The organism is Pseudomonas rhizophila (genome assembly GCF_003033885.1).
GTDB lineage: Bacteria > Pseudomonadota > Gammaproteobacteria > Pseudomonadales > Pseudomonadaceae > Aquipseudomonas > Aquipseudomonas rhizophila.
Window position 1 is genome coordinate 863,654 of the sequence record NZ_CP024081.1, and the last position, 22,471, is coordinate 886,124.

The 22,471-nt window shown below is 61.4% G+C and carries 28 protein-coding genes; all 28 read left to right on the forward strand.

Translation table 11 applies throughout. The features are described from left to right. The first annotated feature begins 151 nt into the window (after window positions 1-151). The 28 genes from CRX69_RS03980 to CRX69_RS04120 all read left to right on the forward strand — a co-directional run bounded on the left by CRX69_RS03980 (window position 152) and on the right by CRX69_RS04120 (window position 22,463). Window positions 152-502: a phage holin family protein gene (locus CRX69_RS03980; RefSeq protein WP_047229987.1), complete on the forward strand. Its 351-nt coding sequence runs from the start codon at window positions 152-154 to the stop codon at window positions 500-502. Window positions 503-549: 47 nt separating this feature from the next. Further along, entirely contained in the window at window positions 550-1,062 is a 513-nt protein-coding gene (locus tag CRX69_RS03985; protein WP_107321580.1) for a hypothetical protein, read from the forward strand. A 3-nt stretch (window positions 1,063-1,065) separates the two neighbouring features. Continuing rightward, entirely contained in the window at window positions 1,066-1,677 is a 612-nt protein-coding gene (locus tag CRX69_RS03990; protein ID WP_107321581.1) for a phage baseplate assembly protein V, read from the forward strand. A gap of 11 nt (window positions 1,678-1,688) precedes the next feature. Further along, window positions 1,689-2,021, forward strand: coding sequence for a phage baseplate protein (locus tag CRX69_RS03995; protein WP_076386161.1), 333 nt, complete (start codon window positions 1,689-1,691; stop codon window positions 2,019-2,021). After that, entirely contained in the window at window positions 2,018-3,013 is a 996-nt protein-coding gene (locus CRX69_RS04000) for a baseplate J/gp47 family protein (RefSeq protein ID WP_076386159.1), read from the forward strand. The genes CRX69_RS03995 and CRX69_RS04000 overlap by 4 nt, the downstream gene beginning before the upstream one ends. Beyond that, window positions 3,010-3,645, forward strand: a complete 636-nt coding sequence (locus CRX69_RS04005) for a phage tail protein I (protein WP_107321582.1) — start codon at window positions 3,010-3,012, stop codon at window positions 3,643-3,645. The genes CRX69_RS04000 and CRX69_RS04005 overlap by 4 nt, the downstream gene beginning before the upstream one ends. After that, window positions 3,646-5,535, forward strand: coding sequence for a phage tail protein (locus tag CRX69_RS27805; RefSeq protein WP_240539585.1), 1,890 nt, complete (start codon window positions 3,646-3,648; stop codon window positions 5,533-5,535). A gap of 2 nt (window positions 5,536-5,537) precedes the next feature. Further along, window positions 5,538-5,966: a phage tail assembly chaperone gene (locus CRX69_RS04015; protein WP_107321583.1), complete on the forward strand. Its 429-nt coding sequence runs from the start codon at window positions 5,538-5,540 to the stop codon at window positions 5,964-5,966. A 98-nt stretch (window positions 5,967-6,064) separates the two neighbouring features. Continuing rightward, window positions 6,065-6,274 carry a hypothetical protein gene (locus tag CRX69_RS04020; RefSeq protein WP_107321584.1) on the forward strand — a complete coding sequence of 70 codons (210 nt, stop codon included), beginning with the start codon at window positions 6,065-6,067 and terminating at the stop codon, window positions 6,272-6,274. A 2-nt stretch (window positions 6,275-6,276) separates the two neighbouring features. Continuing rightward, window positions 6,277-7,443 carry a phage tail sheath protein gene (locus tag CRX69_RS04025; protein WP_047229995.1) on the forward strand — a complete coding sequence of 389 codons (1,167 nt, stop codon included), beginning with the start codon at window positions 6,277-6,279 and terminating at the stop codon, window positions 7,441-7,443. Continuing rightward, window positions 7,443-7,949 (forward strand): phage major tail tube protein, encoded by a 507-nt coding sequence (locus CRX69_RS04030; protein WP_047229996.1) that lies wholly within the window; start codon window positions 7,443-7,445, stop codon window positions 7,947-7,949. Before CRX69_RS04025 ends, CRX69_RS04030 begins: the two co-directional genes overlap by 1 nt. A 179-nt stretch (window positions 7,950-8,128) precedes the next feature. Continuing rightward, window positions 8,129-8,704 carry a phage tail assembly protein gene (locus CRX69_RS04035; protein WP_107321585.1) on the forward strand — a complete coding sequence of 192 codons (576 nt, stop codon included), beginning with the start codon at window positions 8,129-8,131 and terminating at the stop codon, window positions 8,702-8,704. Between the two features lie 128 nt (window positions 8,705-8,832). Then, a complete protein-coding gene (locus CRX69_RS04040; RefSeq protein WP_107321586.1) occupies window positions 8,833-10,992 on the forward strand; it encodes a phage tail tape measure protein in 2,160 nt (719 codons plus the stop codon). Continuing rightward, window positions 10,992-11,375, forward strand: a complete 384-nt coding sequence (locus CRX69_RS04045) for a phage tail protein (RefSeq protein WP_076386147.1) — start codon at window positions 10,992-10,994, stop codon at window positions 11,373-11,375. The genes CRX69_RS04040 and CRX69_RS04045 overlap by 1 nt, the downstream gene beginning before the upstream one ends. Continuing rightward, window positions 11,368-11,580, forward strand: coding sequence for a tail protein X (locus CRX69_RS04050; RefSeq protein WP_047230001.1), 213 nt, complete (start codon window positions 11,368-11,370; stop codon window positions 11,578-11,580). The genes CRX69_RS04045 and CRX69_RS04050 overlap by 8 nt, the downstream gene beginning before the upstream one ends. Before the next feature lie 9 nt (window positions 11,581-11,589). Next, window positions 11,590-12,606 carry a contractile injection system protein, VgrG/Pvc8 family gene (locus CRX69_RS04055; RefSeq protein WP_107321587.1) on the forward strand — a complete coding sequence of 339 codons (1,017 nt, stop codon included), beginning with the start codon at window positions 11,590-11,592 and terminating at the stop codon, window positions 12,604-12,606. Window positions 12,607-12,745: 139 nt separating this feature from the next. Then, window positions 12,746-13,330 (forward strand): phage tail terminator protein, encoded by a 585-nt coding sequence (locus CRX69_RS04060; RefSeq protein ID WP_107321588.1) that lies wholly within the window; start codon window positions 12,746-12,748, stop codon window positions 13,328-13,330. After that, window positions 13,327-13,509: a DUF2635 domain-containing protein gene (locus CRX69_RS04065; RefSeq protein WP_047230004.1), complete on the forward strand. Its 183-nt coding sequence runs from the start codon at window positions 13,327-13,329 to the stop codon at window positions 13,507-13,509. Before CRX69_RS04060 ends, CRX69_RS04065 begins: the two co-directional genes overlap by 4 nt. Beyond that, entirely contained in the window at window positions 13,509-15,005 is a 1,497-nt protein-coding gene (locus CRX69_RS04070; RefSeq protein WP_047230005.1) for a phage tail sheath subtilisin-like domain-containing protein, read from the forward strand. The genes CRX69_RS04065 and CRX69_RS04070 overlap by 1 nt, the downstream gene beginning before the upstream one ends. Window positions 15,006-15,072: 67 nt before the next feature. Continuing rightward, entirely contained in the window at window positions 15,073-15,420 is a 348-nt protein-coding gene (locus CRX69_RS04075) for a phage tail tube protein (RefSeq protein ID WP_003198314.1), read from the forward strand. Beyond that, the gene (locus CRX69_RS04080; RefSeq protein WP_047230006.1) at window positions 15,417-15,713 is read left to right on the forward strand and encodes a phage tail assembly protein; all 297 of its coding nucleotides are present in this window, start codon (window positions 15,417-15,419) and stop codon (window positions 15,711-15,713) included. Before CRX69_RS04075 ends, CRX69_RS04080 begins: the two co-directional genes overlap by 4 nt. A gap of 130 nt (window positions 15,714-15,843) precedes the next feature. Beyond that, window positions 15,844-17,418, forward strand: coding sequence for a phage tail family protein (locus CRX69_RS04085; RefSeq protein ID WP_107321589.1), 1,575 nt, complete (start codon window positions 15,844-15,846; stop codon window positions 17,416-17,418). Continuing rightward, on the forward strand, window positions 17,405-18,643 hold the full coding sequence (locus tag CRX69_RS04090; RefSeq protein WP_107321590.1) for a DNA circularization protein: 1,239 nt from the start codon (window positions 17,405-17,407) through the stop codon (window positions 18,641-18,643). Before CRX69_RS04085 ends, CRX69_RS04090 begins: the two co-directional genes overlap by 14 nt. Window positions 18,644-18,646: 3 nt before the next feature. Beyond that, a complete protein-coding gene (locus CRX69_RS04095; protein ID WP_107321591.1) occupies window positions 18,647-19,687 on the forward strand; it encodes a phage baseplate assembly protein in 1,041 nt (346 codons plus the stop codon). Window positions 19,688-19,938: 251 nt separating this feature from the next. Then, the gene (locus tag CRX69_RS04105) at window positions 19,939-20,448 is read left to right on the forward strand and encodes a phage baseplate assembly protein V (RefSeq protein ID WP_076386133.1); all 510 of its coding nucleotides are present in this window, start codon (window positions 19,939-19,941) and stop codon (window positions 20,446-20,448) included. Continuing rightward, window positions 20,448-20,846 (forward strand): phage GP46 family protein, encoded by a 399-nt coding sequence (locus tag CRX69_RS04110; RefSeq protein ID WP_047230011.1) that lies wholly within the window; start codon window positions 20,448-20,450, stop codon window positions 20,844-20,846. The genes CRX69_RS04105 and CRX69_RS04110 overlap by 1 nt, the downstream gene beginning before the upstream one ends. Beyond that, window positions 20,836-21,876, forward strand: coding sequence for a baseplate J/gp47 family protein (locus CRX69_RS04115; protein ID WP_047230012.1), 1,041 nt, complete (start codon window positions 20,836-20,838; stop codon window positions 21,874-21,876). The genes CRX69_RS04110 and CRX69_RS04115 overlap by 11 nt, the downstream gene beginning before the upstream one ends. Then, a complete protein-coding gene (locus CRX69_RS04120; RefSeq protein ID WP_047230013.1) occupies window positions 21,864-22,463 on the forward strand; it encodes a YmfQ family protein in 600 nt (199 codons plus the stop codon). The genes CRX69_RS04115 and CRX69_RS04120 overlap by 13 nt, the downstream gene beginning before the upstream one ends. Window positions 22,464-22,471: the final 8 nt, after the last annotated feature.

A 22,471-nucleotide genomic window follows, 5' to 3' on the forward strand; every position in this document is an offset into this window, starting at 1 on the left:
GATCAACTTCCTTCTGGCCATCGGCCAGGGAAGGCGAAGGACCGCATTACTGAAAAGCCCGGTTCACCCCGGGCTTTTTGGAATGCCTACCTCAAGAGACATCGTTTGAACCCAACACACATTTCTCATCCATCACCCCAGGAGGCGTGACATGACAAACGAGCAACAAGCGTTGCTGGACATGCCGATCTGGCTGGTCATCGTGCTCGCCCTGGTGGGCGGCGTGACCGGCGAGATGTGGCGTGCCGACAAAGAGGGCGCCCGCGGCTGGTCGCTACTGCGTCGCCTGGCCCTGCGTTCCGGCGCCTGCATGGTCTGCGGCGTCTCGGCGATCATGCTGTTGTACGCCATGGGCCTGTCGATCTGGGCCGCAGGAGCCTTCGGTTGCCTGACGGCGATGGCCGGGGCGGACGTGGCCATCGGGCTTTACGAACGCTGGGCCGCCAAGCGGATGGGCGTCAGTGAGCTGCCGCCGCGTGATTCCCGTTCCGACCAACATTGATCCCTCGCTGCTGATCTTCGTGCCGCCATAAAAAACAGGAGACCTTGATGCCTGCCGCCCTCGAAAAACCGTCGCAGCTGTTCTTCGCCATTGCCCAGACGCTACGCGCCACTTATCCCACTTTGAAAATCGGCAGCCCCCAGGAGTTCGATGGCACCGACGACCAACCCTGGGTGCTGATTGCCCTCGAGCGTGATGCGTCAGGCAACCGCGCCAACGACGGACGTATCGCCCATGTCCTGACGGTTTCCCTGCAAGTGGTCATGGCCGTTGCGGGATGGGAGGCGTGCGATCTCGCCGGTGAGCTGAAACATCTGGTGGTGGATAACCGCTGGGGGCTGTCGGGCGATCAATGTGATCTGCCCACGGAGATCGATGGCCTTGCATCCACGTTCACCCACGAAGCTCGGGCATACACCGCCTGGACCCTTTCATTTACCCAAACCCTCTACCTCGGCTCGACGCTGCTGGAGGACCCGTTGGGCATCCCGAAATTTGCCCGGACCTGGGAAGTCTCGAACATCGATGACCCGGCTCAATACACCGCACTTGAGGGCTGACCCATGTTTGATGCGCTATTACGGATGCATCTGGGGCCGCTCATCGAGCGTCTGGCCGAGATGGAAACCGAACTGGAAGACCTGCATCGGCGCGCCGACAGTTTCTGTCGCATCGGTGTTTGTCAGGAAGTCGATGCGACCAGCAACACCTGCAAGGTCAGCCATGGCGAATTGCTGACCCCGGCGATCCGTTTTTTCAATCCCAGTGCTGGCGAACAGAGCGAGTCGCGGATTCCCTCCGTGGGCGAGCAGTGCTTGCTGCTGAACCATGGCGGCGGTGAGAGCGGTGGGCAGTCAGTGGCGTTGTTCGGTCTCAACGGCGGTCAATTCCCGCCCGTCTCCACACAGGCATCACTGACGCGCCGCCGCTATCAGGACGGCACGGAAAACGGCTACGACCACGCCAGCCATGTCCTGCACTGGCAAAACGGCCCGACGGCATTCACCGGTTCCCGTGAGTCCATCGACTTAAGCATTGGCCCGGCGAGGCTGGCGATGACGCCGCAGGCCATCGAATTGCAACTGGGCGCCGTCGGCATACGGCTCGACGCGTCCGGTGTGCACCTGAGCGGCCCGGTGGTGGATCACCAGGGGCGCGTCATCAGTACCGCATAAGAGATTTCCTCATGATTGGAATCGATCGAAATACCGGCGCCACGGTCGACGACTGGCTGCAGTTCGTGCAGCGCGCCACTCGTGCATTGACCACGCCGTTGGGCACTCGCCAGAAGCGCCCTCTGTATGGCTGCGCCCTCACGCAATTGCTCGGGCAGAACCTCGGCGATGACCTGCTGATCCTTGCCCAGAGCCACGCGGCCCAAGCGTTCTACAACCCGGACAACGGCATTGGAGACTTCGAGCCGCAGGTCATTGTCGCCAGCCGACAGGGTGCCGGTTTGTTGTTGCGCTTCGCCGGCACCTGGAAAAACCGCAAACAGACTTTCGAGGTGGTGACATGAGCATGTTGATACCCGGCCAGAACCAATTGGCCGAACCGGCAATCGTCACTGTCGAAGCGTTCGAAGACTTGCTCGCAGAGTTCAAGACCTTCGTGGTCGAGTACGTCGCCGCACGCTCTCCCGCCAGCGCGGCGAAGCTGGTGGACAGCCTCGAAAACGAAAGCGAATTGCTGACCCTGGCCCTGGAGGCGTTCTGCGTCCGCCTGCAAACCCACGAACGCAAATACAACGCCCGCATCAAGCAGATGCTGGCGTGGTGGGCCACGGGGACCAACCTCGATGCGCGCCTCGCGGACATGGGCCTCGAACGCCAGTTGCTCGATCCTGGCGACCCGGCAGCATTCCCGCCCATCCCTCCGGTTTACGAGAGCGATGATGACGCCCGCTTGCGCTATTACCTGGCGCCCCATGCCCCGGCGGCCGGCTCGCGCATGCAGTATCGGCGGGAGATTTTTACCTTGGGTGAACGGCCCGTCGTGAAGGTGGAAAACGCCTCGGCCGGTGTCGTGACGGTTACCTACACCTTCAACCCGGATGGCTATGCGGCGCAGGTCAAGGACGGTAATGGACGCCGCACCGCGCCGGGAGAAGTCACGGTCACGGTGCTGTCCCGGGAGGGCGATGGCACACCGTCCGAGACACTCCTTGAGGGTGTTCGTCAGCACTTCGCTCGTCCTGATGTGCGACCGGAGACGGATCACATCATCGTTCAGGCTGCGCAAATCAAACCCTACAAAATCCGCGTCGTGGCGAAGATCAATGCCGGCCCGGATTCGGGCTTGACCCAGGTTGCGGCACAACAGCAGCTGCAGGCGTACGCCGAGGCCTGTCATCACTTGGAGGGCCGGGTGGACCCGAGTTGGATCGACTACACGCTGCACAGCGCGGGGGCGGTTCAGTTGCAGATTCTCGAACCGCTCGAGCCGATTGTGACAACGGCTTTTCAAGCTCCGTACTGCACGGGTGTCGAGGTCGAGGTGGATACGTTATGAGTGACGACACACCTCGCCCAAGCCTGCTGCCGGCCAACAGTTCGCCGCTGGAAAAGGCGCTCGATCTGGGTTTCGCCCGGCTGCTGGAGCGTATCGATCCGCCGTTTCCCGAGTTGATGAACCCGGTGGCAACGCCCTCGGCGTTTCTGCCGTACCTCGCGGCGGATCGCGGGGTCAGTGAGTGGAGCTCTGCGGCGCCCGAAGCTGAAAAGCGCCTGACGGTTGAACTGGCCTGGCCCACCGCACGGCAAGCCGGGACGCGAAAGGCGCTGGAAAACGCCGCCAAGGGTTTGCAACTGATGCCTGAGGTGCGCGCTTGGCATGAGCAAACGCCCCCCGGCCCGCCCTACAGCTTTTACGTCAGGGCGTTTACCGAACAGCCCTACAGCGAAGCCATCGACGCCCGTCTCGACCGCCGTCTGGCCGACGCCAAAAGCGAGCGCGACACCTTGACGGTCTCTGTCGGCTTGAGTGCGTTCGGCCGTCACGTCATCGGCGCCGCCACGGTGTGCGGCGAACTCACCACGGTTTATCCGATTGTCATCGAAGGGCTTGAAGCCTCGGGCCAGGCCTTCAAGGCCGCCGCGCTCTACACCGTCGAAACCTCCACTATTTATCCACAGGGGTCCTAAATGGCCGACTACTACACCCTGCTCACCGATGCGGGGATCGCCTACGAAACCGCCTGCAAGGCGGCGGGCACACCGATCAAGCTGTCGCAGATTTCCGTCGGTGACGGCGGCGGCGAAGTTTACAACCCGGCCGCAACCGCCACGGCGCTCAAACGCGAAGTGTGGCGCGGGCCACTCAATGCGCTGTTCCAGGATGAGAAAAACCCGAGCTGGTTGCTCGCTGAAGTCACCATCCCGCCCGACGTGGGCGGCTGGTATGTGCGTGAGGCCGGGATCTGGACCGATACCGGGATTCTGTATGCGATCGTCAAATATCCGGAGTCGTTCAAGCCGGTGTTGGCGACGTCGGGCTCAGGGAAAGAGTTTTATATCCGGTCGATTTTCGAGACCAGTAATGCTGAGTTGGTGACGTTGCTGATTGATGACACGGTGGTCAAGGCGACGCGGGCCTGGGTGGCCGGTTATGTGGCCGACGAACTCGCCAAGCTCGACAGGAAGCAGTCTGTACGGGTGGCGACGACGGCCAACATTGTTTTGAGTGGTGCGCAGGCGATTGATGGTATTGCCGTGGTTGCCGGGAATCGGGTGCTTGTTAAATCACAGACCTTGGCGAAAGACAACGGTATCTACGTTGCCGCGAACAGCGCTTGGGTTCGGGCAAAGGATGCTGATGCGAACGCCGAGGTTACTTCAGGATTGATTGTCTCGGTGGAGGAGGGCACGACGCTTGCCAATACGATCTGGCAGTTAATAACAGATGGTGGGATTGTTCTGGGTACTACGGCGTTGGCGTTTCAGAACATCACTCAAGGGTTTGCGCCGATTAACTCTCCAGCTCTGGTAGACCCTACGGCAAACACACCATCGATTTTCGATAGCAGCAAGTTGCTGGCCACTACCGAATTTGTAGAGCGCGCAAAAGGGAACTATCGAGGATTCCTTAACGCAACATCCAATACGACGCTGGTAGCTTCTACGGCGTTCGGTTCTATGGTGTCCTGCCTTGGGACGTTTAACATCACTCTACCTGCTGCCAACAGCGGCGGTGCAGGCGGAACAGTAAGTCTTCGAAACCGGGGGACGGGTGTAGTAACCATTCTTTGCCCAGGCTCAGACAATATTAAGTCGGGCAGTCTCATTAAAACTACGATGGTTATGCCCGCGGGTTCCACGCTGGATCTTACTACTGACGGCACCAGTGGATGGTGGGCATCAGGTTCCGCCCAGATTGCAGATTCGACAGCCATTAACTCCCTAATTGGAAACTATTCGGGCGTCAAGATCATTACATCATCAACAGCGCTGACGGTAAACGATACAGGATGTCTAATTATCGGATCCGCTGGGTTAGCTGGTTTAGATGTCACGTTGCCAAAGTTGTCAACGACAACATCAGGCCAGTCAATCATTATTTCCGCAGGTGCAGGAAGTTTCAATTTACGAGCCTTTGCGGACGACCTGATATCTATCGGATTATCTGTTCTCTCCGTAGTCCCTATTGATGTTTTCGAAAGCATCATATTGGTTTCCCATGTCGGTGGATGGAGGGTGGTTTCGGGGACCGTACTTAATAAGTACTCGGGGATGTTTTCCACTAGTATCGGGCCTAGTGGCAGTCAAGACTTTCCGAGCGGGCTGATCCGTCAATGGGGAACTTTTAACGCGCCCTCTATTGCAAGCGGTGCGTACGTCGGGCTAGTAATTACCTTGCCCAAAGCTTTCCCGAATGGTCTTCTTTCTGCCTCGGCGTCAGTTCATAGTCAAGGCTTGTGCAGTGCACAGCCGCGCCCGAACGGGTCTTCAAAAACCACAGTTGTCGTCTGTGTTAACAACAACTCCACGTTGGCGCTAACTAACACCAGTGGAACCTGGGAATATTGGGGATATTGATCATGACTGTATTTTTTTGCGCAGAAACAGGCGGCTTTTATCCCGGAGAGCCTTATGGCGATGCGGTCGGGAAGGAGTGTGTAGAGCTTTCTCAGGGGGCGTACCAAGCCTTGAGAGATGAGATTGATCAAGGCAAAGAAATAAGGGTCGTCAATGGTTGGCCTCAGGCCTTTGACCGGGTGATAGCGCCTGATCAAATGATTGCCTTCGAGCGTAGCTGGCGCGATTCTGAAATTCGAAGCACTGAATGGTTGGTCGCACGTCACCGTGAAGAACAGGAGTTAGGAATGGCGCCTACGTTGAATGCAGAGCAATTTTCCGAGTTGCTCTCCTACCGCCAGACGCTTCGGGACTGGCCGCAAGCGTCTGACTTTCCTTTGTTGGAGTCGCGGCCGATTGCACCCCCTTGGCTCGCTGACCAACCCCAATAAAACGCCCCGCACCGACGGGGCGTTTTCTTTTCCGCAACATCACAAACCTGACAACAGCCCCGCACACACGGGGCTTTTTCGTATCTGGAGAACCCCAAATGGCACTACGCCAAACCTACACCGTGCTCCTCCCATTTCCCACCGGCGGCGGCCATTGGTCGAGTGTCGGCCAGGAACTCGACCTGCTCGACGTCGAGGCCAACGCCTTGCGCAGCGCTGGTCGCCTGGAGCTGAAAAAAACCGAAGCCGTCGAACCGGCTTCTGCATCCACCCCGGCCAAAAAGGCCACCACCAAAAAGGCTGAATAACCATGGCTGAGGTTTTGAACTTCGAGCACAACGGCATCACCGTCAATGCCACTGAATCTCCCGAGGCCATGGGTGGCCTGGGTGACAACGTCATCGGGCTGGTCGGCACCGCGCCGAATGCCAATCTGCTGATTCCGAAAAACACCCCATTTCGCATCAACAGCTTCACCACTCAGGCCCAGTTGGACCCGACCGGTGCTGAGGCGGGGACGCTGTTTCAGGCGGTTTACCAGATCCTCAAAGTGGTCAAGGTGCCGGTCTACGTGGTCATCGTCGAAGAGGGCGCCACACCGGCCGATACGCAGAACAACGTGATTGGCGGCATCGAGCCCGAGACCGGGCGCAAACTCGGTCTGGCGGCGCTCAGTGGGGTCGCTGAAGACCTGACCATCATCGGCGCGCCAGGCTTCACCGGCACCAAGGCGGTGGCGAGCGAGTTCGCCTCGTTCGGCAAGCGTATCAAGGCGCGCGTGGTGCTCGACGGCAAGGACGCGGCAGTTGCTGATCAAGTGACCTACAGCCAGGAACTGGGCGGCGCGGACCTCGGTTTCGACCGTTGCCTGGTGGTGCACAACATGCCAGCGGTGTACTCGAAAGCGGCGAAGAAAAATGTCTTCCTGGCGCCGTCGAGCCTGGCCATCGCCGCGCTGGCCAAGGTCAAGCAATGGGAGAGCCCGGGCAACCAGGTGACCTACGCCGAAGACGTGTCGCGCACCGTGGAATACAACATCCTCGACACCTCCACCGAAGGTGATCTGCTCAACCGCTACGGCGTTTGCTACTACGCCCGGACCATTCTCGGCGGCTTCTCGCTGCTGGGTAACCGCTCCGTCACTGGCAAGTTCATCAGCTACGTCGGCCTTGAAGATGCCATCAGCCGCAAGCTGGTGAAAGCCGGCCAAAAGGCCATGGCCAAGAACCTGACCAAATCTTTCATGGACCAGGAGGTCAAGCGCATCAACGACTGGCTGCAAACCCTGGTCGCCGACGAAACCATCCCCGGCGGCAGCGTGTACCTGCACCCGGAATTGAACAGCGTCGAGAAGTACAAGAACGGCACCTGGTACGTGGTCATCGACTACGGCCGCTACGCGCCGAACGAACACATGATTTATCAACTCAATGCCCGCGATGAAATCATCGAGCAGTTCCTGGAGGACGTTCTCTAATGTTTACCAACCGCGTAAGACAGGCCATCGCGGCCACCCTGCAAGGCCTGCCGTTGTCGGCGACGGTGGAAGAGTTCAGCCCGCCGAAGATCGAATTCGACATGGAGGCGATGGTCGGTGGACGCTTCATTGCCGAAGAAATGGCCAAGAGCGGCAAGGTGCTGAACGCTACCCTCGTACTGCAAGGGGCCGGGCCGGAAATCATGCTCGCCCTGGGTGTGCAGTTGGGCGACGACATTCTGCTGAACGTGCGTGAAGCCGGTCAGGATCAGGATGGCAACACTTGGTTCACCTACCACACCGTCGGCGGCAAGCTCAAATCCCTGGAAGAGGCCAAGCTGAAGATGGGCGACAAACCCACCACGACACTTGAGCTGGCCTGCCGTACCTACAACCGTCTCGAAAATGGTGTCCCGGTGATCGACATCGACGTGCGCACCCAGAAGTTCGTGCTCAACGGCGTCGACATCCTCGGCGACGCCCGTCGTGCGGTGTTGTTGCCCTAAGCAAATGCCTGGCAACTGAACGCAATCCGGTGGGAGCGAGCCTGCTCGCGATAGCGGTGTGTCAGACACCTTGATGCTGGGTGTACCGCCGTCATCGCGAGCAGGCTCGCTCCCACAGGTTGCGTCCTCCACTGACCGGCACCGCGCAACTTCCCATGATTGACCAAGGAATTCACTTCATGTCCTGGACACCTCCTGTTCACGTCTTGCTGTCGCCGATCACCGGTGATGACGGGGCGCAAATTGAGCAGCTTCAGCTCAAGCCGCTGCACTACGCTGCACAGAAAGACGCCCTGGCCCGTGCCGGCGACGATGAGGACGACCAGTTTTTCGAGCTGGCCAAATTGGCCACCGGCCTGTCGGTCAAGGAGCTGGATCAGCTCAAGCGCCCGGACTACGTGAGCATTGCGCAATACGTGCACGAAATGTCCGCTCGCCCGGCGTCCCACTTTCTGGAATCGACGGATGGCGCAGCAGTCGACCCCGACCAGGTGCAACTGCTCCAAACGCTCAACGTCGCTGGCCGCAGCCTGACCTCGCTGACCCTGGAAATGCCCGTGCTGCGAGCGACCAAGGCGATGAAAAAACTGAAGACGGCCAAGGAACGCGCCGAGTTCATCACCGCCCATTGCACCGGCCTGATGATTCCCGATCTGGACCTGCTGACCGTGCCCGACTGGACACAGCTTCAGGTACGCATCGACGATTTTTTAAACAAACCGGCGGACTTCTTTCGGAGCGCGACATCGAAGTGATCCTCGATGTGGTGCCGCTCATTTACCCGGTAAGTGAAGCGGAAATTCTGGAGTGGGACGTCGGCAAGGCATTACGTCGTTACGACATCGCGATGACTCGCCTTGGCGTGAAAAAGGAGTAGGGCCGGATGGCGAACGATAAATATTCGCTCAAATACGCAGCCTTCAATGAGAGCGGGCTGGCGTTCGGTAATACCAGCCTCACGAGTGGTGTGGCAGCGCAAGGTGCGTTCGCCGGGAATCAGCTGTCGAGCCTCGATCTGGTGCTGGAAAAACTCGGGCTCAAACTCGGGTTGTTGACCACGGCGATTGAGTCGCTGACCGTGAAACTGTCGGCGCAACGATTGTTCTCCCAAACGATGGGCGCCGGCGCCAAGGGTGAGTCGGCCAGTGAGCCCAAGGGTAAGTCGGGTGGCGGTATCGAACCACCGGTGCTGCTCAAACCGGCGATAGCGATGGATTCGGCCATGGCCGATCTGAAAAAGGCCAGCCAATTCGGGCCGCGTCAGATTCAGCAGGTGGCTGAGTCAACCCAGCAGATCGCCACCGCACCGCTGGTGGCGGCCGGGGGCACCACGGCGGTTGAAGTGGTGAGGATGCAAAGCCTGGCGGCCAGGAAAGGCATCGGTAGCGATGTGCACGATGCCTCGGAGCGACAGTTGGTCCTGTCGAACTTCGCCTCGGATGCTGGCGTCACTGCGGCGGCGTTCGAGATGCCGGCCATGAAGGCCGCCGAAATGCTGGCCGACTGGCGCATCTCCATGAAGCTCAGCGGCGCACAAGCCTTTGACTTGGCGGATGCCGCCAACCAACTGGGCAAATTACCCAATGGTGCGAAAGCGGCTGAGATCGGCGCGGTCTTGCAGCATGACGGTGCCGCTGCGACGACGGCGGGCCTGGCCCCTGCACAAGCCGCCGCGTTGACGGCGGCATTGCTCAATACCGGTACCCAACAAGCTGAAGCCGGGGTGGCGCTGGATAGTTTCACGACGGCCCTGGGCAAGGGTGACCAGGCCTCCGCCACCGAGCAAACGGCCTGGAAACAGCTGGGTCTGGCGCCCACGGCGGTGGCGAGCGGCTTGCGTGACAAGGACACGGCGTCTGGCACGGTGATGACGGTGCTGGCGGCCTTGAACGCGCAACCGGCCGACAAGCGCTCGGCCCTTGCCGGCACGCTCTTCGGCAATGGCGATGAGGCGGTGCTGCGCATGGCGCAGAAACTGCCTGATGTGAACGCAGCCTTCTTGCAGGTGAAAGACCCAGGCCAATATGCCACGTCGCAATTGGGCAACGACGGCTCGGTGCGGCAGGACGCGTTGGCGCTGTCGAAAACCCAACAAGGCCAGCTGAACATCCTCAACGCCCGTAGCGAGCGTTTGTCGGTGGCTACGGGAAATGCCCTGATGCCTTCGGCGGATACCTCGTCCCAGTGGCTGGGTTCGCTGGCCGATGGCATGAGTGAATTGGCTGAATCCTCACCTAAAGCCACCGCTGCAATTGTGCTTGTTGCCGCAGCGATCAAACCGCTGGTGGGTGTGCTGCTCAAGGCCGTAGTGGATGAAATGTCCAGTCAGGTGGCCAAGCGAGTGCTGGGTAGGGCCGCCCCGCACCTTCCCGGCCGATTGGGTGAGGTGATCTCCGAAGATCTCAGAAATCCTCGTGTGGGCAAGCTGGATACAAGCAATGCCAACCAGCGTCCCGAATCCACGAGAAGGCCACGAGGCTCACAGGGAGGCGCAGGGCGTTTTTCACTCGCGCCAACGGCCTCATTGCGCTCGATGACTCGCAAGGCGCCCGGCCCGTTGAAAGTCGTCGGCGCCGTCGCTGATGTAGCCGAGGGAGTGCTCACCGGCGACAAACGGATGATGGGCGCAGGCCTGGGAGCCGCAGGTGGCGGCTGGGCAGGCGCTGCCGCAGGTTCCGCGGCCGGTGCCGCTTTGGGCAGCGTCGTTCCGGTGATCGGCACTGCCATTGGTGGGCTGATCGGCGGACTGCTGGGCGGTTGGTTGGGGAGCGATGCCGGGGCGTCTCTGGGCGAAAAACTCGTCGCACCCACCGACAGACTCGCCGCTCCAGAGCAGGTCAGCAAAGACCTGACCAGCACCCCGACAAGCACTCATCAGAACACCATGACCGCAAACATCTACATCAACGGCCAGGACCAGGCCAGTGCCAGTCAGTTGGCCAACCTGGTTGTGCAACAGCTCTCGGGCCAGTTCGGCCTGACAACCATGCCCAACTCACTCGCCATGCGCAGTGATGCGGCGCTGACTGACGGAGGTACGTGATGCGTCAGCAAATGGCACTGGGCAGTTTCATTTTCGGTCTGTCCAGAAACTTCGCCTACCACTCCTTGGTCCGCACCTCGGATGGCGGTTGGAAAAGCATCGACATCCTCACCAGCAAACCCAAATCCAGTCAGGTCGGTCAAGGGCTGCAAGCGCTGACGATCACCGGCAAGTCGATGTACGCCACTGCCATGGACCGACTCGATGAGCTGCGTGCATTACAGGCCCGACGCGCTCCGGTGCCGTTGGTTGACGGCATCGGCCGCAACTGGGGGCTGTGGCAGATCAACAAGGTGTCGGAAACCCAGACCGAGGTCATTGATGACGGCACCGCGATGGTGGTCGGCTGGGTGATTGAATTGACGGAGTTCGCCAATGCGTAGGGTTCGAAGTATCGCCGGTGATTCGGTGAATCTGTTGCTGTACCGCGAGCTTGAGCGTTGTGACGATGCCGCCGAAGAGGCGCTCTGGCGACTCAATCCGAAGCTGGCCGAGTGGGGGCCGGTATTGCCGGCGGGTGTATGGATTGTCCTGCCGGAAGTGGATCTACAACCCGTCGCACCCACACCGGTTTCGGCCTGGGATTAAGGAGGCAATATGTCACTGGGTTTCACGCCAGCGGTGGAAATCTACGGTGCGAACGCGGCGCTGCTCAACGAACGCTTGCTCAGTTGGACGCACATCGACGCGGCGGGGATTGAGTCCGATCAACTGACGCTCACCATCAGCCTGGAAGGGCTTGAAGGATTGCCCAGCCTGGGCGGGAAAATCGGCCTGCGGGTCGGTTATCTGGAGTCGGGGCTGGTGGATAAAGGTGAGTTCGTCTTGACCCGGCGCACGCCGACGCTGTTTCCCCTGCGCCTGACGCTTGTCGCGACGGCGGCGCCGTTCAGTGCGGCCGATCAGACCGGTTTCAAGCAACGGCGATCCGTCAGTCATGGTCCGACGACCCTGGGCGCGCTGTTTCGTCAGTTGACCTCCAGACACGGGTTTTCCCCGCGTGTGGCGCCGGACCTGGCGCTGATAAAAATCGAGCACATCGATCAGTCCAACGAAACCGACATGGGTTTTCTGACGCGACTGGCTCACCGTTATGACGCCGTCGCCAAGCCGGTCAACGAGCTGTATGTGCTGGCGCGCCGGGGGCAGGCGAAGTCTTTGTCGGGCAAAGTCCTGCCCGAGACAAAACTGTCGGTGACGACGAATAACCGCCCGGGCGACAACGCCTTTATCTCCGCCGTCCTGGATGACACCGCCCGGGCGAAATACCAGGGCTGCAAGGCCAGTTGGTGGGATGCGGCGGCAGGGAAAATGCGCGTCGAGGAGAGCGGCATCGCGCCGTTCAAGACCCTTCGCCAGCGCTTTCAAAGCGCCAACGATGCTCGCGCCGCCGGTGAAGGCGAGGTACGCCGGATGATGCGCGAAGCACTCAAGGTGGCGATCGAATGCCCCGGCAATCCAGGCTTGTGCGCCGAAGGCATCGTGCTGCTGGACGCCTCCTGGCCGGACTTCATGCGCGGGCGCTGGTCGATCGACAAAGTCACCGCCAGCGGCGATCGGGAAAAAAGCTATCGCAGCAGGATTGATGCAACCTGCCTGGATGCCGGGGCCTAAACACCACTCCCCTGTGGGAGCGAGCCTGCTCGCGATGAGGCCGTCATAGCCAGCATTGATGTTGCCTGACACACCGCCATCGCGAGCAGACTCGCTCCCACAGTTCTGACTGCGCCTTCCATACAACTGGAGCACCTCCATGAAGATCACTCCGATCCTCACGCAACTGCGTGAGCAATGTCCTGCGCTCGGCAATCGCGTGGCAGCAGGGTTTGACCTCGCCACGTTGCAAGCCGACATGCCGTTGCAACCCCCCTGCGCCTATGTCCTGCCAAGCGCCGACATTGCCAGCAAGAACGCCGCCCAGAACGCCACGCTGCAAGCGGTGCGTGACCGTTTCGACACCGTACTGGTGCTCGACGCCACCGATGCGACAAAAGCGCTGGATCTGTTGCACGACCTGCGCGCCGAACTGTGGCGGGCGCTGGTGGGGTTCAAGCCCGGTGGTGACTACACCGGCATCGAGTACGACGGCAGTGAACTGGTTTCCATCAACAGCAGCCGCGTGTTGTACCGGCTGCACTTTTTCGCCGAGTTCCAGCTGGGCCGCAATCTGGCGAGCCAGCCTGCCGAAAGCTGGCACGAGCGTGAACTGGACGGCTTGTCGTCCTTTACCGGGGCCACCGTGCGGGTCGATGCCATCGACCCGGCGGACCCCAACCTGAAACGTCCCGGCCCTGATGGGCGCGTGGAACTGACCTTCTCTGGAGACGTAACCCCATGAGCAAACGCATCACCGTGCTGCCGGCCCCGGGCCGTGCCGTACCGGACCCGGAAGCGGGCGATTTGTTGCCCCTCGAGGGCCGTGAAGTACCGGACAGCGCCTGGTGGCGTCGACGTCTGGCCGATGGCGATATCACTACCAAAACCGTGAAAGCGGCAAAACCACAGGGAGCCAAATAATGGCGATCGGATTCAGCAACATTCCCGCGGACATTCGTGTTCCGCTGTTCTACGCCGAAATGGACAACTCGGCGGCCAATAGCGCGTCGTCGGCCATGCGCCGGTTGATCGTGGCTCAGGTCAACGACAACGTGGCCCCGGCCGAGGTCGGTAAACTGGTGCTGGTGTCCAGCGTTGCGCTGGCCAAAAACATCGGCGGTCAAGGTTCGATGCTCGCCTCGATGTACGAAACCTGGCGCAAGACCGACCCGCTGGGCGAGATCTGGTGCCTGCCGCTGCACAACGTCGAAGGTGCCATTGCCCAGGGCGTGCTGACCCTGACCGGCGCCGCCACTCAAAGCGGCATGCTCAATCTGTATGTGGGCGGCGTGCGTGTTCAGGCGGCCATCGTCAATGGAGCGACGGCCGCTCAAGCCGCCACTGCGCTGGCCTTGAAGATCAACGCGGCGGCCGATCTGCCGGTGATTGCTGCGGCTGCCGAGGGTGTTGTGACCCTGAGCGCCAAATGGACCGGCGACAGCGGTAACGACATCAGCCTGCAATTCAATCGCCTGGGCAAGAGCAATGGTGAAGACACCCCGGCCGGCCTGACCACAGCGATCACGGCAATGACCGGTGGTGCCGGTGTGCCGGACCAGACCGCCGCCGTCGCGGCGCTGGGTGACGAGCCGTTCGAATTCATCGCGATGCCGTGGTCCGATGTGGCAAGCCTCAACACCTGGCAAGCGGTCATGGACGACAGCACTGGTCGCTGGTCCTGGGCCAAGCAGTTGTTCGGCCATGTCTACAGCGCCAAGCGCGGCACCATCGGCACCCTGGTGGCGGCCGGTCAGGCGCGCAACGACCAGCACATGACTATCCAGGCCCTGGAATTGGGTGTGCCGCAACCGTTCTGGGTCCAGGCCGCTGCATTGGCCGCCCGTACTGCGGTGTTCATTTCCGCCGACGCCAGCCGTCCGACCCAGAGCGGCAGTCTGCCAGGCCTGGATCCGGCGCCGGCCAGCGAACGTTTCACCCTGACCGAGCGTCAGTCGCTGCTCAACTACGGTATCGCCACGGCGTACTACGAAGGTGGCTACGTGCGCATCCAGCGTTCGATCACCACCTATCAGAAGAACGCTTTTGGCCAGGCTGACAATTCCTACCTGGACAGCGAAACCATGCACCAGTCGGCGTTCATCGTGCGTCGCCTGCAAAGTGTGATCACCAGCAAATATGGGCGCCACAAACTGGCTGCCGACGGCACCCGTTTCGGCGCCGGCCAGCCCATCGTGACGCCGAGCACCATTCGCGGCGAGTTGATCGCCCAGTACGCCAAGCTGGAGCTGGAAGGCCACGTGGAAAACGCCGAGCTGTTCGCCGAGCACCTGGTTGTCGAGCGTGACAGTCAGGACCCGAGCCGGGTCAATGTGCTGTTCCCGCCGGACTACATCAATGGTTTGCGGGTGTTCGCACTGCTCAACCAGTTCCGTCTGCAATACGACGACGCCGCCTGAAAGTCGCGTTTGAACGTATGAACTGCGCCCACCTCGTGTGGGCTTTTTATTTGAAGGGAGAAACACCATGGGTCAACTGATTGCGGGCACCTGCTACGTCAAAGTGGACGGCGCTCAACTGACCATCAACGGCGGCTGCGAAGCGCCACTGATGTTCACCAAACGCGAAACCGTCGTACCGGGTTTCTATAAGGAAACCGACATTGCCCCGTCCTTCAAGGTGACGGCGCTGCACACCGCGGACTTCCCGCTCAAGCAACTGGTCGCCGGCACCGACATGACCGTCACCTGCGAATTCAACAACGGCAAGGTTTACGTACTGGCCGGCGCCTACCTGGTGGAAGAGCCGGTGTCCAAGGGCGACGACGCCACCATCGAACTGAAATTCGAAGGCATCAAGGGGACCTGGCAATGAGCGATGTCGTGACGCTGCGCGTGGCCATCGAGGCCCACGGCGAGCCGCTGAGCGAACTGACCCTGCGCCGTCCGACGGTGCAGGAGGTCCGGGCGATCAAGGCGCTGCCGTACAAGATCGACAAGAGCGAGGAGGTGAGCCTGGACATGGACGTCGCGGCCAAATACATCGCGGTCTGCGCCGGCATCCCGCCGTCGTCGGTCAACCAGTTGGACCTGGCTGACCTCAACGCACTGAGCTGGGCCGTCGCGAGTTTTTTCATGAGTGCGGCGTCGCAGCCATCGGCGACCTGATCGCAGCCGCCTATGACCTGGCCTGGTTCTGGAAGGTTGACCCCGAACAGATGATGGCCAGGCCACTGGATGTGCTCCGCGAGTCCCTGGAGCACGCGCAACGGATCAATGCGATGCAGCAGGTGCAGTGATGGCAGAGACACAAAAGGTAGAGAAAAAAGCAGTGCTGCTGACCGGCATCGATGAGCTGTCGCCCAAGCTTGCCAGCCTTCGAGCGAAGGTCACCAGCTTCAAGCAGAACCTCGATGCCACGGGCCTTGGCAGCCTGGATATTTCCGCTCTGCTCCCCGAGGGCGGCCTGGCCAAACCGTTCATGGAGGGGCTCACGTCAGCAGAGGCTTTCAAAGGTGAAGTGGGCGCGGCGAACGCGGCGGTCAGCAGCTTGAAGGCACCTGAAGCGCCGCGTGTGGCGGCACAGAGCCTGGATGGATTGAAGACTTCCATCAGCAATGTGTCGGTGCAGTTCGGTTCGGCCCTGGGGCCGGCGGTCAACGCGGCGGCAGCCAGCTTGCAGCCGATGGTCACGGGTGTGGCTCAGGTGCTGCAGGATAACCCGCAATTGGTACAGGGCCTGGCGACTGGCGTCGTGGCGTTCAATGCGATTCAAACGGCGGTCAGTGGTGCAAGCCAGGCGCTGGAAGTGGTCAACCTGGCCTTGAAGATGAATCCCATCGGCTTGATTGCCATGGGCATCGCCTTGGCGGCCGGGATGATCATCGCCCACTGGACACCGATCTCGGCGTTCTTCGCCGGGCTTTGGCAGAAGCTAGCGCCGATCGTCATGCCGATGGTCGAGTTCTTCAAGACGATGTTCGCCTTCACCCCGATGGGGTTGGTGATCAGCAACTGGGGCCCGATCAGCAGTTTTTTCGGCGCGCTCTGGAATGTGATCGTGGCGGCGGCAACGCCAGTCATCGGTTTCATGCAGACGCTGTTCGCCTGGTCACCGTTGGGTTTGATCATCAGCAACTGGACGCCCCTGAGCGGATTGTTCGCAGCGATCTGGGATCTGCTCAAGGCGTTGACGGTGCCGGTAATGGACGCGCTGAAAGGTCTGTTCGACTGGACGCCGCTGGGGCTGATCATGGCCAACTGGGGCACGATCGGGGAAGTCTTCGCCGGTATCTGGGAAGGCATTCGCAATCAGGTGTCGATCATGCTGGCGGTGTTCAGCGGTTTGTTCGACTGGTCGCCCATTGAGGGCCTGACCCGACAGTGGGGGCCGGTGGGTGAATGGTTCAGCCAGTGGTGGGACGAACTGCAGGGCGTGATTGCACCGATCAAGGCGTTCTTCAACGGCGGCTTCGGCGAAATCATCACCTCGTTCACCGGCAAGGTCGAAGGGTTGACCGAGGCGCAGCGCCAGACCAATGCCGAAGGCAAGGGCGAGCTGGCGCCGGCGTTTTTTGGTGGGGCCAGTGAGCCGCCTGCGGGCCTGTCATCCAGCCTTGCGCCGGCGTCCGGCAACCTGCCGATGAAAACCTCATTGACGCCAGGCGCATTGCCGCAAACCTCCAGCGCCCTGGTGCAACAAAGCGCCGCCAACAATCGCACGCAGCTCGAAGGCGGCCTGACCGTGCGTTTCGAAAACGCGCCGGCCGGTTTGCGCGCCGATCCACCACAGACCAATCAACCGGCCCTGGCGGTGAGTTCGCGCATCGGCTATCGCTCACTTTCCACAGGAGGTTCCAATGAGCTGGCGTGATCGTTTGTTGCCGGCGTCGTTTCGTGGTGTCGGGTTCTGGGTCGATCAGGCGAAAACCCCGGTCGGCCACAAGGGTCAGTTGCATGAATATCCCCAGCGTGACCAGCCGTTCTTCGAATGTCTCGGTCAGCAAGCGAAGATTCATGAGCTGACCGCGTTTATCGTCGGCCCCGATTGCCTGGAGCAGCGCGACAAGTTGCTCAAGGCCCTGGAGCAGGGCAGCGGCGAACTGGTGCATCCGTGGTTGGGGCGCCTGCAGGTCAAGGTCGGTGAATGCGACATGACCCACACCCGTCAGGACGGTGGCCTGGTGACCTTTGCCCTGAAGTTCTATCCCGACCAACCGCTGCAATTCCCGTCGGCCGCGATCAACAGCCAGAAACTGTTGCTGGTGTCGGCTGACAGTTTTCTGGGGGCGGCGGTGCGGCGCTTCGAAGAGGCCATGACGCTGATCAAGGCCGCGCGGATCGGCATCGCTGACCTGCGCAACAGCCTCAAGGATGTCTACGGCGTCATCGAGCAGGAACTCAAACCGTTGATCGAGACTTATCGGCAACTCAGCGATCTGGTCAAGGCGGTGAAGGAGCTACCCAAGGAAGTGGCGGCCGAGTTCAAAGGGTTGCTGGGGGACATCCGGGAATTGAAGGACTTTGCCCGTGACGGCTATCGCGGTGTGATTGCCAGCGTGTCGCAACAGGTCGAGGCGATTCGCAAGGCGGACGCCCCCAAACTCACCACTGGCAAGGACACCACGGCGGCGGCCCAGGCCGTGGCCGATCTGGTCCAGGACACGCTGTTGGTGCAGGCCGCGCAATGGATTGCGGCGATGCCGGTGGCCGCACCGGCGGTCAAGTTGGGCGCCACCCCATCGGTGGCGCAGCAGGCGGTGCAGCCGGTCCAGCGTCGTGACGTGCCGGTGGCCGACGATGTGCTGGCCCTGCGCGATGCCCTCAACGAGGCCATCTGGCAAGCCTCGCTCAAGGCCGATCCGGATCACTACCAGGCAATGAACAATTTGCGTCAGCAGATGGCCGCGCACCTGACGGCGGTAGCGTCGTCGGGCGTAAGGCTGATCAACCTGTCGTTCAAGCAAAGCCTGCCGGCGTTGGTGGTGGCGTATCAGCAATTTGCCGATGCTACCCGGGTCACCGAAGTGACCCAGCGCAACGGCGTGGCTCACCCTGGTTTCCTGCCGCCCAACGACCTGAAAGTCTCGGGGGAATAAACCATGAACGAGCTCGACAACGCTGTCTCGCTCACCGTCGGCGGGCTGGATTACGGCGGCTGGAAAAGCGTGGAAATCAGTGCGGACCTGGAGCGGCAGTTCCGCACCTTCAAACTCGACATCACCTGGCAATGGCCGGGGCAGACTCAGTCGGTGCCGATTCGACCTGGGGATGAATGTCAGGTGCGCATCGGTGCCGACCTGGTGCTCAGCGGCTACGTGTTCAAAGCCCCGGTCAGTTATGACGGGCGCCAGATCAGCCTGAGCATCGAGGGTGGTTCCAGGACCCAGGACTTGGTGGACTGCGCGGCGATCAATCGCCCGAGCCAATGGCGCGGGCAAACGGTGCTGAGCATCGTCCAGGCCCTGGCCTCGCAATATGGCGTGGGAGTGATCAGTGAGATCCCTGAAACCGCTCGGTTGAGCGAACACAGCATCGTGCCGGGGGAAACGGTCTTTCAATCCATCGACCGTCTGCTGACGTTGTTCCGGGTGTTTTCCACTGACGATGCCGAAGGCCGCGTGTTGCTGGCCAAACCCGGGAGTGGCGGGCGAGCCAGTGATGTGCTGGAACTGGGGAAAAACATTCTCTCGGGCAATGCACCGATGGATTACAGCCAGGTGTTCTCCGAATACCGGGTCATCGGCCAGCACAAAGGCAGTGATCAGCAGAGCGGGGCGGCGGTGAGCGAAGTTTCCGGCATCGCGACCGACCTGGGCTTCAAGCGCAAGCGGGTCACGGTGATCAGCGAAAGCGCGCAATTGACCTTCGAGCTGGCCCAGCAACGGGCCGATTGGGAAAGCGCTATCCGCACTGGCAAGGCCCTGACCACGACCTACCGCGTGCAGGGCTGGCGTCAGGCCAATGGTGATTTGTGGCGACATAACACTCTGGTGCGAGTGATCGACCCGGTGCTGGGGTTTGACGGCGACATGCTGATCTCCAAAGTGACGTATTCACTGTCCGCCCAAGGCTCCGTCACCACCCTGCAGGTCGCGCCGCCCCATACGTTCGACGCGAACCCGGTGCCGCCCAAAACCTGAGCCCAACGCAAAACTCCTTGTGGGAGCGGGCTTGCTCGCGAAAGCGGTGGGTCAGCTTGCCTCAATGTTGAATGAGCCCACGCCATCGCGAGCAAGCCCGCTCCCACAAGGGATCTCCAGTGGATACAAGTTTTGTGTTCGGCACAGATCCCCTGTGGGAGCGAGCCTGCTCACGATGGCGTCGGTACAGCCAACAGAAGTTATGGCCAATAAACACCGCTTTCAAACTTCCGATTCCGAAGGAAACCTCAATGAGCCTACTGACCCGCCTCCTGGCGCGCGGCACTGTCGTGCTCGCCAATTCGGCCACCAAGTTGCAATCGCTGCAAATGCGCCTCACCGCCGGTGAAGTGAACGACGACATGGAGCACTTCGAACCCTACGGCTTCACCAGCAACCCGTTGGCGGGTGCCGAGGGCATCGCCACGTTCCTGGGCGGTGACCGTTCCCATGCCGTGGTGCTGGTGGTCGCCGACCGTCGTTTCCGCCTCAAGGCCCTGGCCCCTGGCGAAGTGGCGATCTACACCGATGAAGGCGACAAGATCCACTTCAAGCGCGGTCGGGTCATCGACATCGACACCGCGACCTTGAACATCCGCGCCAGCAGCGCGGTGAATATCGACAGCCCGGTCATCAACCACACCGGCAAGCTCGTTTCCCAGGGCGACCAGATCGCCGGCGGCATCAGCCAGATCAAGCATGTGCACGTCGGCGTGCAGGCCGGTAACGGCCAGACCGGCGTGCCGGCGGGAGGCCAATGATGTTCATCAGCCAGAACCTGCACGCCGCGCTGACCCGCTCGGTGCTGATCAGCCTGTTCACCTGGCGCCGCGCCGCTGACGACGATGCCGTGGATGACGAGCAACGTTTCGGCTGGTGGGGCGACACTTTTCCCACCGTCGCCGACGACCGCATCGGTTCGCGGCTGTGGCTGTTGCGCCGGGTCAAGCTGACCCGGCAGACCCAGCTCGACGCCGAATTCTATGCCCGCGAAGCCTTGCAATGGCTGATCGACGACGGCCATTGCAGCGCCATCGACATCATCAGCGAACGCCTCGACGCCCAGCGCCTGAATCTGCGCACGGTTTTGACCCTGGCCGACGGCGAGCGCCTGGACATCAACCCCGATAACAGTTGGCAGGTGACCTATGCCGTTTGAAACCCCTTCGCTGCCGGTGCTCATCAAGCGCGCCCAAAGCGACCTGGCCAGCGATTCGCTGCGCCAGTCCGATGCCCAAGTGCTGGCTCGCACCCTGGGTGGCGCCGCCTATGGCCTGTATGGCTACCTGGATTGGATCGCTGAGCAGATCCTGCCAGACAAGGCTGATGAATCCACCCTGGAGCGTATCGCCGCCCTGCGCCTGAACCAGGCGCGCAAAGCGGCCCAGGTGGCCAGCGGCAGTGTCAGTTTCACCGCCACCGCGGGTGCGGTGCTGGATGTCGACACGCTGCTGCAATCCAGCGATGGGCGCACCTACAAAGTGACCAGCGCCCGCACCACCAGCAATGGCCTGAACAGCACCACTGTCGCCGCGTTGGACGCCGGTAGCCTGGGGAATGCCGATGCCGGCCTGGTGTTGACGCCGGTGCAGCCGATCCTTGGCATCGGCAACAGCTTCACCGTGCTCGCGCCCGGGCTGACCGGCGGTCTCGCCCGGGAAAGCCTCGAATCCCTGCGGGCCAGGGTGATCCGTTCCTACCGCATCATTCCCCACGGCGGTTCCGCGCAGGACTATGAAACCTGGGCCCTGGAATGCCCTGGCATCACCCGCGCCTGGTGTCGCGGCAGCTACCTTGGGCCCGGCACCGTTGGCGTGTTCGTCATGCGTGACGACGATCCACTGCCGATTCCCAACGCCGAACAACTGGAAGAAGTCCGGGCCTATATCGAGCCGCTGCGCCCGGTCACCGCCGAGGTGCATGTGCTGGCGCCAACCCAGGTGCCGGTGACCTACAGGTTGCGAATCACCCCGGACACCAGCGCCGTGCGCGCCGCCATCGAAGCGCAACTGCGCGACCTGCATAACCGCGAAGCCGGCCTCGGCGAAACCCTGTTGCTGACCCACATCGCCGAAGCCATCAGCAGCGCCACCGGCGAAACCGACCACAAACTCACCGCACCCATCGCTGACGTGGTCGCTGCCAGCAATCAGTTGCTGACCTTCGGAGGCTGCGTATGGCTGGAATAAGAACCGCCGAGCAGTACCAGGCCCAACTGCGCAGCCTGCTGCCCAGCGGTCCGGCATGGGACCCGGAGCGTGTGCCGGAACTGGAAGAGGTGCTCGAAGGCATCGCCCAGGAATTGGCGCGTCTCGACGCCCGCGCCGCCGACCTGCTCCACGAAATGGACCCGGCGGGGGTGAGTGAGCTGGTGCCGGATTGGGAGCGGGTGATGAACCTGCCTGATCCGTGTCTGGGCGCTACACCGCTGTATGACGATCGTCGTTTGGCGGTGCGTCGGCGGTTGTTGGCGGTGGGCAGTCAGGCCATCGCTTATTACGTGGAAATCGCCAAGAGCCAGGGCTATCCCAACGCCACCATCACCGAGCTCAAGGCCCCTCGTATGGGCCGCGCCCGCTTCGGCGAAGCGCACTTCGGCACTTGGCAGGCGCAATTCATGTGGACCCTCAACACCGGCGGCCGCCTGCTGCTCGGCCGACGTTTTGGCGCCAGCTATTGGGGGGAGCGTTTCGGCGTCAATCCGGGATCGGCGCTCGAGTGCCTGATTCATCGTAGTGCGCCGGCGCATACGAAGGTTCACATCAATTATGACTAGGGAGTAGA